Annotated in this window: 12 protein-coding genes; all 12 read right to left on the bottom strand. The window is 57.7% G+C overall.

The features are described from left to right. Positions 1-448: hypothetical protein (locus VI215_01280; protein ID HEY6190938.1), on the bottom strand; the 448-nt coding region annotated here is incomplete at its 3' end. A 183-nt stretch (positions 449-631) separates the two neighbouring features. Next, positions 632-1,006 carry a hypothetical protein gene (locus VI215_01275; protein HEY6190937.1) on the bottom strand — a complete coding sequence of 125 codons (375 nt, stop codon included), beginning with the start codon at positions 1,004-1,006 and terminating at the stop codon, positions 632-634. A 55-nt stretch (positions 1,007-1,061) separates the two neighbouring features. After that, positions 1,062-1,406 carry a hypothetical protein gene (locus tag VI215_01270; protein HEY6190936.1) on the bottom strand — a complete coding sequence of 115 codons (345 nt, stop codon included), beginning with the start codon at positions 1,404-1,406 and terminating at the stop codon, positions 1,062-1,064. Between the two features lie 62 nt (positions 1,407-1,468). Then, positions 1,469-1,729 carry a hypothetical protein gene (locus VI215_01265; GenBank protein ID HEY6190935.1) on the bottom strand — a complete coding sequence of 87 codons (261 nt, stop codon included), beginning with the start codon at positions 1,727-1,729 and terminating at the stop codon, positions 1,469-1,471. An 11-nt stretch (positions 1,730-1,740) separates the two neighbouring features. After that, positions 1,741-2,298: a 2-oxoacid:acceptor oxidoreductase family protein gene (locus VI215_01260; GenBank protein ID HEY6190934.1), complete on the bottom strand. Its 558-nt coding sequence runs from the start codon at positions 2,296-2,298 to the stop codon at positions 1,741-1,743. Positions 2,299-2,421: 123 nt separating this feature from the next. After that, positions 2,422-3,219: a thiamine pyrophosphate-dependent enzyme gene (locus tag VI215_01255; GenBank protein HEY6190933.1), complete on the bottom strand. Its 798-nt coding sequence runs from the start codon at positions 3,217-3,219 to the stop codon at positions 2,422-2,424. Next, the gene (locus VI215_01250) at positions 3,212-4,327 is read right to left on the bottom strand and encodes a 3-methyl-2-oxobutanoate dehydrogenase subunit VorB (GenBank protein HEY6190932.1); all 1,116 of its coding nucleotides are present in this window, start codon (positions 4,325-4,327) and stop codon (positions 3,212-3,214) included. Before VI215_01250 ends, VI215_01255 begins: the two co-directional genes overlap by 8 nt. A gap of 14 nt (positions 4,328-4,341) precedes the next feature. Beyond that, entirely contained in the window at positions 4,342-4,659 is a 318-nt protein-coding gene (locus VI215_01245; GenBank protein HEY6190931.1) for a ferredoxin family protein, read from the bottom strand. A 16-nt stretch (positions 4,660-4,675) separates the two neighbouring features. Then, on the bottom strand, positions 4,676-4,921 hold the full coding sequence (locus tag VI215_01240; protein HEY6190930.1) for a hypothetical protein: 246 nt from the start codon (positions 4,919-4,921) through the stop codon (positions 4,676-4,678). Positions 4,922-4,930: 9 nt separating this feature from the next. Beyond that, entirely contained in the window at positions 4,931-7,246 is a 2,316-nt protein-coding gene (locus tag VI215_01235) for an NADP-dependent malic enzyme (protein ID HEY6190929.1), read from the bottom strand. Further along, positions 7,243-8,640 (bottom strand): acetyl-CoA hydrolase/transferase C-terminal domain-containing protein, encoded by a 1,398-nt coding sequence (locus VI215_01230; GenBank protein HEY6190928.1) that lies wholly within the window; start codon positions 8,638-8,640, stop codon positions 7,243-7,245. The genes VI215_01235 and VI215_01230 overlap by 4 nt, the downstream gene beginning before the upstream one ends. Before the next feature lie 236 nt (positions 8,641-8,876). Next, positions 8,877-11,660, bottom strand: coding sequence for a T9SS type A sorting domain-containing protein (locus VI215_01225; protein ID HEY6190927.1), 2,784 nt, complete (start codon positions 11,658-11,660; stop codon positions 8,877-8,879). Positions 11,661-11,848: the final 188 nt, after the last annotated feature.

The following is an 11,848-nucleotide window of genomic DNA, read 5'->3' as shown; positions in this document are numbered from 1 at the left end:
CGGGGACGACCGGGGCCGCGCCGGTCCAGTCGAGATGAAAGTAGAGGCCGTCGGCGCTTCGCCGGAACGCATAGTCATGGATGAATGCAAGCTGCCTCGCTTCGATGGCGCCGAGCTTCATCCCGAGGTGGATCTCATACCCGGCTTTCCTCAACCGGGCGACACACTCTTCCAGAGCGCGGAACCCCGGAGTCTCGTCGTAGCGGGTTTCGACCCCTTCGGCGACGCGCCCGTCGATGAGGATGCGGAACACCCTCCGCCCGAAACCCGTGTACTTCAAAAGAAGCTCGCCTGAGAGTTCTTCGGGGGTTCCTTCCACGATGACTTTCAGTCCGAGCGCAAAGCCGTACTGCACGATCTCGAAGAGCTCCGGGAACCGGACGACCCCGGGGCCTGTGAGGACGAGGATCGGCCTGGAGACGCGGGAGATGCTTTCGATCGTCAGCATGCATTCCTGCATCGTAAATTTGTCTGTGAATAACGGTATCCCCGCCCCTAAAGGGACGTGAGCCGTTTTCCTGTCACCCGTCAATTGCCAGACAATCAGCCGCGGTCTAGAATCTTCTGTTCTCATGATAGTAGTCCCAGGTTAGTGAAATCGGTGGTTGAAATAGACTCGCTTTGAGGCGCGTTATCTGTAGAGAATATCCTCGGTCCAGTCCTCCTGAGCATGGATGCGTTGCCGGCGATGGACCCGTTCGATGGCTTCGATCACTTTGGCGCAATACCGTTCCAGCGGGCAGTAGGACTCCTCGCGCATCCCGCACCGGCCGTTTCCCCACTGTTGCCGGCATTTGGAACAGACGATCGCCCCGATGTCCGCCTCATAATCCTGCATGGTCTCGATGCCTCCCTGCTTCACGAGCTCGGCGACACTCAGGAGGAACGCGGGGACGGGGCATTGGACCGGCTGATCGAGATGGCAATCCCCCCAGATGTCTCCGTCGGCGCAATGTGAACAGATTGCCGCACGAACCGCAAGCCAGTAGCGGTCGAACTCGCTCATTCCCGGTTCCGCGGGCCTCGCCGGTTGACCGGGCGCCTTCACTCGGCGAACGCGGTCATGCCGCCTCCGCTTCGTTCATTTTCGCGCGGACCGTCTCGACGATTTCCACGATGAACGGATAGTACCGGTCCAGCGCGCATTCGAGGTCGTCCCGTTTCCTGCAGCCCATGTCCGCTTCCTGGTGGGCGCAGAGGATGCACACGTTTCGCCGGAGGGAGTTGATGTAGGTATCGATGGAATCCGATTTAACGTTCGCGACAGTCATCACCAACTGGGGAAGGAACGATTTCAGCGTGCATTCGTCCCCCGCCTGGAGCCTGCAATTGCCTTTCCCGTCCCCGTCCACACACTTGACGCAGATCCTCTCCTGAAGGGCTTGCCAGTACTTGTCGAGTTCCATGATGCTCTCCTTTCCTGAAGAACGGAATGATGGAAATGCGGTACTGATCGTACCTGTCGTCCTTAAAGATTAAATCCTTCCTGGATCTGGTCCAGCACCTCGAACCGCTCCTTGAGCCGGCTCTTGATCTCGTCGATGAACCGGATCGACTTCTGCCGCTGGATGATGAGCTCGTTCAGAACCAATTTCACGTCCGGATAGGTGCACTCATCCCGCAGTTCCGCGTAGCGCAGGATGGCTTCCTTTTCCCGCTGTTGCGCGATCTCGATCGCGGTGCAGGTTTCGCGGCACGTGTGGTGACAGTCGACTTTCGTTCGGTTCATACCTGGTCCTTTCATGCCAATGGTGTGGCTGCTTCAATGACTAGCATCTCTCCGCGCCGGAGACCTTCTTCATTTATGCGCAACAGATTGTGGTACCGCTCCGGGAGCACTTCCGCAAGCGCCTTCACGACGGATGAAACATGAACGACCTCGCAGACGCTGAGGAACGCGCCGAGCATGATCATGTTCTTGATCCGGGGGTTTCCCAGCCTGAGCGCCTCCTGTTCGGCCGCGACGGGCACGACGGTCAGGTCCGTGCGCATCGGCGGGATGATGATGTTTCCGCTTTCGTAGAGAAGAATTCCGTTGCTCTTCACTCTGTCCTGGAACTTGTCGAGCGAAGGCTGGTTCAAGGCGATCAGGGCGTCGAAGCGATTGACGATCGGGGAGCTGATGGCGGTGCTCGAAACGGTGACGATGCAGTTCGTCGTGCCGCCCCGCATCTCAGGACCGTAGGAGGGCATCCAGGAGACCTCCTTTCCCTCGATCACTCCGGCGTAGGCGAGAGTCATCCCCATGGAGAGAACCCCTTGTCCTCCGAAACCGGCGAAGAGTATTTCGTGTGTCATAGGTTCCTCTTAATAGAAATTGTCATTCTGAGGAGCGGAGCGACGAAGAATCTCGCAGCGAGATCCTTCGCTTCGCTCAGGATGACGAGTTTGAAAGAAGGACGTCGAACCTGAGTCACTGTTCTAATTCTTCCCTTCCCGCTTCTCGACCGGCTTCCCGTCGACTTTGAGGTCGCCGAGGGGATAGACCGGAAACATATTCTCGACCATCCATTCGTTCGATTCCCGGGGAGTCATCTTCCACCCCGAAGGGCAATTCGACACGACCTCTATGAGGCAGTACCCCTTTTTCTCTTTCTGCGCCTGGAACGCCTTCATGACCGCCTTCTTCAGCTGCCGCACTGCGTTGGGCGTGTGGACGGCCTGCCGGGTCACGTAATGGGAACCGGGGAGGTTTGCGATCAGGTCTGTAATTTTGAACGGAAATCCCTGCGTTTCCATCGTCCGCCCCTCGGGCGTGGTGCTCGTCTTCATCCCCAGAAGCGTCGTGGGGGCCATCTGTCCCCCCGTCATGCCGTAGATCGCATTGTTGATGAACACCACGAGGATGTTTTCACCCCGGTTCGCCGCATGGATCGTCTCCGCCGTCCCGATGGCGGCAAGATCGCCGTCGCCCTGGTAGGAGAAAACGTACTTTTCGGGAAGCAATCTCTTGATCCCCGTCGCGACGGCGGAAGCGCGTCCGTGGGCCGCTTCCTGCATGTCGATGTTCATATACTGGTAGGCGAATACCGCGCAGCCGACGGGGGCGACGCCGATTGTGTCGGATTGGATTCCGAATTCTTCGACCGCCTCCATGAGAATCTTGTGGACGACGCCGTGGCCGCACCCCGGACAGTAGTGCATCCTGGTCTCCGTCAGGGTGGACGGCTTCTGCCACACGCACTCGAGGCCGTCGAGGTCAATCTTCAAGTTATTCATCGGCTATACCCTTCGAGGTGAATCCGGAATCGCACGTTTCCAATATCGGAGCGCCTGAATTTGAAATGCGGGATGCGAATTCGACGATCTGGCTTGCCACCTCCTCGGGGGAGGGTATGATCCCGCCCATTCTACCGTAAAACCCCACGGTGGCTCGCCCCTCGATGGCGAGCCGCACATCCTCGACCATCTGGCCGGAATTCAGCTCCACGACCAGGACTCCTTTCGCGCGGCCGGAGTAGTGCGCAACGATCCCGGTCGGAAACGGAAAAAGGGTGATGGGACGAAGGATGCCAGCCTTTATCCCGCGGCTGCGAGCGAGCTCGACAGCCCGGTGGGAGATGCGCGCGGCGAGACCGTACGCGACCACAATCACCTCTGCGTCGTCCGTCATCACCTGCTCGGAGCGGGTCTCTTCATCCTGGATCAACCGGTACTTGGCCTGCAGGCGTTTGTTGACTTCCTCCATCTTTTCCGACTGGATGTGGAGAGAGGTGATGATATTGCGCTCGCGACCCGGGCGCTTGCCCGTGGTCGCCCAATCCTTCGGAATGACATGCTGCCGGGGGTCGTACTCTTTGAACACCACTTTCTCCATCATCTGGCCGAGCGCGCCGTCGGCAAGAATCATGACCGGGTTCCTGTACTTGTCGGCCAGGTCGAACGCGTCAAAGACAAAATCCGCCATCTCCTGAACGCTGGCCGGCGCCAGGACGATCAGCCGGTAATCTCCATGCCCTCCCCCCTTCGTCGCCTGAAAGTAATCGCCTTGCGAAGGCTGGATCGTTCCCAAACCGGGCCCGCCCCTGTTGACGTTGACCACCAGGCAGGGGAGCTCTGCGCTGGCGATATACGACAAGCCCTCCTGCATCAGACTGATGCCGGGGCTCGAAGAAGAAGTCATCACGCGCATGCCGGCTCCGGCCCCCCCATACACCATGTTGATTGCAGCAACCTCGCTCTCGACCTGCAGGACGACCATTCCGCGCCTTCGTCCCTCATCCGCGAGGTATTCAAGTATCTCGGATTGCGGCGTGATCGGATAGCCGAAATATCCCCGGCAGCCGGCGCGAATCGCCGCTTCCGCGAGCGCTTCATTACCTTTCATCAACCGGATATCGCTCATAAGTCGACCCTCCCCACCGCCATCGGTGCCGTAACAGATTTCACCGGCCGCCCTTCCTGTCTGACCGCCGGCTCGGAGGCGTCCGGCCTCGCTTTTTTGGGCGCCCGATAGACCCTGATCACCGTGTCGGGACAGACGAGCGCGCAGTTCACACAGCCCGTGCAGTTGTCCTGAACGAGGACCGCGTAGTGATAGCCCAGCCCGTTGATCCTGGGAGAAAGGGCGAGGCTCTTTTGGGCGCAGGCTTCGATGCAAAGCTCGCATCCCTTGCACGACTCTATGTCGATGACGACGGTTCCGCGGATTGATTTCATCTCCTGACCTTTCGCCTTAATTCTCAAGCCCGTCAGTGATCCAGATCGAAAGTTCATGCAGGCTCGGGATCCTTCCGGAGACCATAATCCTGCTGTCGATCAGAACGGACGGGGTGTGGACGCCGCCCTGCACCGCCCCCTTGAACGGGTATTGTTTCCATTCGACCTCGATCTCGTCGTCGAATTTGCTCACAGCCTCCTCCACGTTCGTGAGCGTTCGCTGCGTTTTCACACCGGGCATTCCCGCGACAACAATTCTCATTGGGGTTCCTTAGGTTGCGAGAGCTGTGGTTTCCATTTCTGCGTTGAGCCGGATCTTACGTTCTCCCGGCTTCCCTTCGAGCCGCTGCGCCTCGAAGACCGCCATCGCCGTCATGTTGACGATGTCGTTGACGTCGTTTCCGGGCACCAGGAGATAGACCGGCTTGCGAATCCCGAGGAGCATCGGCCCGATTGCAGTCGCTCCTCCGAGCCGGACCAGCAATTTGTAGGCGATATTCGCGGAGGTGAGGTCCGGGCAGATCAGGATGTTCGCCCCACCCTTCAGGCTGCTCAAAGGATACAATTCGCCGATCAATTCCGGCGTCACCGCGGCGTCCGCCTGCATCTCGCCGTCGATCTTGAGATCGGGGGCGAGCGACCGGACGATCGCCACCGCGCGCTGGACTTTCTCCACGAACGGGTGTTTGGTGCTGCCGAAATTGCTGAACGAGAGCATGGCGATCCGGGGCTCGATATCGAACTCCTTCACCTTCTTCGCCGTCAGCATCGCGATCTCCGCCAGGTCCTCCGCCGTCGGGTCTATGTTCACGGTCGCATCGGCGATAAAGTAGGTTTGATTCTTGAAGACCAGCATGTAGAGGCCGGCGATTTTGTTCACCCCCTCCTTTTTTCCGATGATCTGAAGAGCGGGCCGAACCGTGTCCGGGTATTGCTGCGTGAGACCGGAAATGAGCCCGTCGGCGTCTCCGCGGTCCACCATCATCATGCCGAACACATTGTGCGTCCTCACCTGGCGCTCCGCGTCGAACCGTGTGACGCCTTTCCGGTGACGCGCCTTATAGTACTCGGTGATGTACGCGTCGAGCTTCCCGGACTTGGAGGGGTTCACGATCTCCACGCTCTCCGGATCGAGCCCGATGTCGTTGCAGCGCTGACGGATGAGCGTCCGGCTTCCGAGGAGGATCGGCCGGGCGATCTTCTCGTCCAGGATGATCTGCGCCGCCCGGATGATTTTCTCCTCTTCTCCTTCCGGGAAGACGATCCGCTTCGGCGCATCCTGCGCTTTATGGATGAAGAACCGGCCGATCTCGCGCGATTTTCCGAGCCGGGCCTCAAGCGAGTCTCTGTACGCCTCAAAATCCGTGATCGGCCTCCGGGCGACCCCGGTCTCGGTGGCGACTTTCGCGACTGCGGCCGCTTCCCATATCAGCACCCTCGGATCGAACGGCTTGGGAAGAATGTAGCTGCGGCCGAATTCGATCCGCTTGCCGCCGTAGGCGCGGATGACCGAATCGGGCACGTCCTCCTTCGCGAGATTCGCAAGAGAGTAGGCGGCAGCGATCTTCATCTCGTCGGTGATCTTGCTCGCCCGCACGTCGAGCGCGCCGCGGAAGATGAACGGAAAACCGAGGACGTTGTTGACTTGATTGGGATAGTCCGACCGGCCGGTCGCCATGATCACGTCGTCGCGAACCGCGAGGGCGTCGTCGTAGGTGATTTCCGGGTCGGGGTTTGCCATCGCGAACACGATCGGGTCCTCCGCCATCGACCTGACCATCTCCCCGGTCAGGATTCCTTTGACCGAGACGCCGCAGAAGACGTCGGCCCCGCGCATCGCATCGGCGAGCGACCGCGCTTCGGTGTCGACGGCGAAATACTCCTTATACGGATTCATCCCGGCGGTCCTGCCGCGGAACACGACTCCTTTGGTGTCGACCAGCAGGATATTCTGACGCCTGACGCCGAGCCGCTCGTAAAACTTCGCGCACGCGATCCCGGCCGCGCCCGCTCCGCTGAAGACGACCTTCACTTCGTCGATTTTCTTGCCGGCGAGCTCGAGCGCGTTCAGGAGCCCCGCGCCGCTGATGATCGCGGTCCCATGCTGGTCGTCGTGAAACACGGGGATATTCATGATCTCTTTGAGCCGCTCCTCGATGTAGAAGCACTCGGGCGCCTTGATGTCTTCCAGGTTGATCCCTCCGAAGGTCGGTTCCATCAATTTGACCGCCTGGATGATCTGGTCCGGATCGTGCGTGTCGAGCTCGATATCGAACACGTCGATATCGGCAAACCGCTTAAAGAGGATTCCCTTCCCTTCCATGACGGGCTTGCCGGCGAGAGCGCCGATGTCGCCCAGACCCAGGACCGCCGTCCCGTTGCTCACGACTGCCACAAGATTTCCTTTGGCGGTGTAGAGGTACGCGTCATCGGCGTTTGCATGAATCTCCATGCAGGGCTCGGCCACGCCGGGGGTGTAGGCAAGCGAGAGATCGCGCTGCGTCGCGCAGGGTTTCGAAGAGACTACTTCGATCTTTCCTCTCCGGCCCTGCGAGTGGTAATCGAGCGCTTCCTGTTTTCGAGTCATTTCGTTGCTGTCTCCTGTTCTGGCGTAATAGCATCTGATAAGTCGATTATGCGGTCGAGCGCGATTTCCGGCCGCGGGACGCCGTAGTACTTACGCTCGAAGGCCTGCCGCTCCAGCTCCGCGCGAAAATCCGGATGGGCGATCCCGATCAGCGCCTGAGCGCGCTGACGGATGGTTTTCCCGTAGAGGTCCGCCACTCCGTATTCCGTCACCACAAAATGGACATCCCCCCGCGACGTCGTCACCCCGGCAGAGTCGGCGAGTTGCGCCACGATCCGCGACTGTGTCCCATCAAGCGCGGTCGAGGGGAGCGCGATGATCGGTTTTCCCCCCTTCGATCGCGAGGCGCCGCGGATGAAATCAAGCTGTCCGCCGAACCCGCTGTAGAACCGGCTGCCGATCGAATCGGCGCAGACCTGGCCCGTCAGGTCGACTTCGATCGCCGAATTGATGGCGACCATCTTGTCGTTCCGTGAAATAATAAACGGGTCGTTGACATAGTGCGACGGATGGAATTCGATGATCGGGTTGTTGTCCACGAAATCGAACAGATAGCGGGTCCCCAGGACGAATGAGACGATGATCTTTCCGGGATGGTGCGTTTTCTTTTCGTTCGTGATGATCCCTCCCTCGACGAGCCTCACGACGCCGTCCGAGAACATTTCCGTATGCAGTCCGAGGTTTTTCTTGCTCGACAGAAACGAGAGCACCGCGTCCGGTATGCTGCCGATCCCGAGCTGCAGGGTCGAGCCGTCTTCGATCAGATCGGCGATGTTCTTCCCGATCCGGCGGAAGATATCCCGCTCTTCGGGGGTGGAGTCTTTGTCGACTTGGGGCAATTCTTTCAGGGGAACATTCGCCTCCACGAAATGGGCGATCTTGTCGACGTGAATGAAGCAATCGCCGAGCGTGCGGGGCATGTTGGGGTTGACCTGAGCGATAATAACCTTCGCGACTTCCGTGGCCGGCTTCGTGCACTCGACGCCCACGCCGAAACTGCAGAACCCATGCTCGTCGGGGGGCGATACGTGGATGAGGGCGACGTCGATCGGAAGAATACCGCGATAAAAAAGCGAAGGGATCTCGGAGAGGAACACAGGCGTAAAATCGGCCCGTCCGTCGTTCACCGCCTCGCGCACGTTTCTTCCGATGAAGAGCGCGTTGTGGCGAAAATGCCCTTCCATTTCGGGCGCGGAATAACCCGACTTGCCGACGGTCAGGAGGTGGATCACTTCGACATCTTCCAGTTCCGGGGAACGTCGGCACATCGCTTCGACGAGGACCTCGGGCATCGCGCAGCCGGGATGCACGTAGACCCGCTGCCCGGATTTGATGCACCGGACAGCTTCCGCCGGCGTCACAACCATTTGTCTGTACCTGTACGCCCAGCTCATAATCCCATTTTCCGTTCTGCCAAGTGATATCCATTCAGGTCAAAGTCAATTATTATGCCAGATCGAGGGCCGCTTTACACTGAAGAAACGGCCTAATTCGTACAGACTGACGGGAAAGCTATCACCCCTGAGAAGGCAGAAATGCGGGCATATCACTCGTGAGAAAGGCGGGAACAAAAACGGAGAGCCAGCCCCTAACTCCGGGCTGGCTCTCTTGTTTGAGATGTTCTACTAGCTCAACGCATCAGCATCATCTTTTTCACGTCCGTGAAATTGCCCGCCTGGAGGCGATAAAAGTAGACGCCGCTCGGGAGGTCGTTGGCGTGGAAAGCAGCCACCTTATAACCCGCAATCTCGAATTCGTCGATCAAGGTCGCAACCTCCACCCCAAGCACGTTGTAAACTCTTAGGCGGACACGAACATCTTCGGGCAAGTCGTAGTGAATCTCAGTGGTGGGGTTGAACGGATTTGGGAAATTCACCCGAAGCGCATACTCGTGGGGCTTGTGTATAGCTTCCTCAACGAATCTCGAAGCTCGTACTGTCCGTGAGGGATCACACGGGTCAACGCCATTCGCCTGAAGGGTGATCACTCTAGTTTTACTCTTTCCCTGCCCCCCTCCGTTACCAGGGTCGCCGATTTGAGTTCTGCCAGAATCGCTCAGTTGTATCTTTTTCTCCCCCCCATGCGCCGCCAGCCAATAGGAAATGGCGTTATCGGGATGGAAATTCCATTGAAGTGTGATTGGGAATGCGGCATCCCTAATCAGAATCGGGATAGACTTGAGATTATGATCCGCCGATACTCTCTCAACGAATTTGTCCGATTGAAACCGGACGCTGAACGCGCTGTCGATGGGCTCCGGAGGGAGCTGGTCATCGATAACCCCGAATCTGTTCATCAGGCGACGGTTCTCATTTTCGATGAAGAGCTTCTGGTGCCTCCCATGCGCGTCGGTTATGGTCAACTGATCCGGTGAAGCAATATAGGAAGGAGCGTATTCCCCTCCACACGGATCCGGCGGTGGAGCGCTCTCCGTCGTAAACGTCCAGATATCAGACCATGCGCTCGTTCCGGTGTTATTTCCTGCATTCACACGCCAGTAATAGGTTGTTCCATTTCCCAGTCCGCCCACTGACTGGAAAGTGTTTGAGAGATCTGTTTGGTTCACGATCAAATATCCGAAGCCAGCATTCAGAGAGACTTGTAACTGATACGATGAAGCGTAGGCCGCGCCCTGCCAGATCAGATCTAGAGATAAGGGCTGGCTGGAAGAACCGTTGGCGGGCGATGAGAGCGTCGGTGCTGAAGGTATAGGTGTCGGACCAGTGGTGAAGGTCCAGACCGTTGACGGGGCACCCGTACCGATACTATTCACCGCGCTCACCCGCCAATAATATGTCGTTAAGCCGCTAAGCGGCCCGACCTGCTGAGAGGTACCAGCTACGGCGTAATCGTAGTAGTATCCGCCATTAAATATCGAACTCGTCGTGACTTCTAAGAAGTAACTTGTGGCTCCGCTTGAGGCGTTCCACGTTAGCGTCGGTGTTACGGACTGTGCTGTGGCCCCGTTTGAGGGCGATGCGAGGACCGGTGCAACGGGGGGAACAGCCACCGAAAAGCTCCAGACAGCCGACCATGGACTCGTCCCAGCCGTGTTAATCGCTTTAACTCTCCAATAATAGGTTCCATTATTGACAAGAGGACCGACCTGCCGCGATGTGGCCGTGATTGAGGTGTCATCAAATACAGTAGAGGAAAACCCTGAACTGGTGGACACCTGCAGCTCGTACCTGGTTGCGACTTGCACAGCATTCCAGGTGAGTATGGGAGAGAGCGGTTGAGTTGTCGCGCCGTTTGTAGGAGTGGCGAGCGCCGGCGCGGCCGGGGGAGATACCGTGGTGAAGCTCCAGGTCGTCGACCACGTGGTCGTACCCTCCGAATTCGCGGCATTAACACGCCAATAATAAGTAGTGTTTGCCGAAAGTGGACCCACCGCATACGATTTGGTCGGAAGAATCCCTGCATTCACCAAGAGTGTTCTGAAATCAGAATGAGTCGAAACTTGCACGCGATATTGTGTGGCTGCGCTATCAGCGTTCCATACGAGGGTCAGCGTCAATTGCTGATTCGTGGCAGAATTTGCGGGAGAAATTGGCGCTGGCGGAAGCATTGCACTTGCTAGTCCTGCAGGCGGTTCTCCCGGCTGCGTAGATGGCTGCCCGGGAGGAGGAGCATTAAAGATTAACGTGCCCGCCTGAGTCGTTCGCACCCAGTATCCTTGGCCTGGCTGAAGGGTATCAAGGTGATCATAGCTTCCACCTACATACCCAAAGAAATTGCTATTGATGATGCCCGTTGGTTGTGTTGTGACTTGTGAAGTGGCGAGGGGATCCGAGATCGATCCGATCATATTCCAGCCCGACCTGAGCGGGGTTGCAAGAGTTGTCAACCTGCCACCCGAATAGACTACCGTTTGATCCTGCACAAATTTCAGCCAGTAGCCCGCTCCGTTGATAAGAGGATCCTGAACGACATAATTTCCTTGGTAGCTGAATGCACTACCTGTTCCGGAGTAGATAGCAGTTCTCGCAAGAACGTAATCATTCACAGGCACGCTGACCAGATTCCAACCAATGGGCTCTGGAATGGAAAGTGTAATCTGCCGAGGGGTCAAATTACTGCTAATCGGGTAAGGGGGCCCCGTCGTGCCAGTCGATGCCACAAGCACACCGTCGCTACTGGATTGGGAGAGATCTACCTGTGCCACCGAAGAGAATTGTCCGCTATTCGAAAGTAATACTGGCTGGCCCCAGGCTCCATCGATCTTATTGGCGACGACGACATTATGGTAGTTCCCGTTCGCATCGATTGGGTCATCTTGCCAGACGACTGAAACGTCCGGGTTTTCGAATCCCAATCCGACCGGTGTGCCGTAAACATTGACAGTCGGATTTTTCCCATGTGCGTTTGGAGTTCCCCAATCGAAGACTGTTGTCGTAAATGTAGGTCCATTCAAATCATGTCCTACGGGGTGCCGCACAAAAATGGGTCTCGAGTTCGGATTGGAGTTTACCCCTTGCATGAGACAGTTTTTTTGAGTACTAAGGTGGACATTCCGAAGGAGGGAATGTCCGATGCCCAAGGATCGACGAAGGTTCTCACGAGAGTTTAAACTGAAGGTTGTCCAGGCCTACGAGTCCGGCG

The organism is Bacteroidota bacterium (assembly GCA_036522515.1).
In the GTDB taxonomy this organism is placed as follows: Bacteria; Bacteroidota; Ignavibacteria; order UBA10030; family SZUA-254; genus VBOC01.
The sequence above is the reverse complement of the archived record's forward strand: the minus strand, read 5'-3'. Positions and strand labels throughout refer to the sequence as shown.

Coding starts and splice junctions, on each gene's coding strand:
- VI215_01275 (HEY6190937.1), bottom strand. CDS start 1,006: ATGAGCGAGTTCGACCGCTACTGGCTTGCGGTTCGTGCGGCAATCTGT.
- VI215_01270 (HEY6190936.1), bottom strand. CDS start 1,406: ATGGAACTCGACAAGTACTGGCAAGCCCTTCAGGAGAGGATCTGCGTC.
- VI215_01265 (HEY6190935.1), bottom strand. CDS start 1,729: ATGAACCGAACGAAAGTCGACTGTCACCACACGTGCCGCGAAACCTGC.
- VI215_01260 (HEY6190934.1), bottom strand. CDS start 2,298: ATGACACACGAAATACTCTTCGCCGGTTTCGGAGGACAAGGGGTTCTC.
- VI215_01255 (HEY6190933.1), bottom strand. CDS start 3,219: ATGAATAACTTGAAGATTGACCTCGACGGCCTCGAGTGCGTGTGGCAG.
- VI215_01250 (HEY6190932.1), bottom strand. CDS start 4,327: ATGAAAGGTAATGAAGCGCTCGCGGAAGCGGCGATTCGCGCCGGCTGC.
- VI215_01245 (HEY6190931.1), bottom strand. CDS start 4,659: ATGAAATCAATCCGCGGAACCGTCGTCATCGACATAGAGTCGTGCAAG.
- VI215_01240 (HEY6190930.1), bottom strand. CDS start 4,921: ATGAGAATTGTTGTCGCGGGAATGCCCGGTGTGAAAACGCAGCGAACG.
- VI215_01235 (HEY6190929.1), bottom strand. CDS start 7,246: ATGACTCGAAAACAGGAAGCGCTCGATTACCACTCGCAGGGCCGGAGA.
- VI215_01230 (HEY6190928.1), bottom strand. CDS start 8,640: ATGAGCTGGGCGTACAGGTACAGACAAATGGTTGTGACGCCGGCGGAA.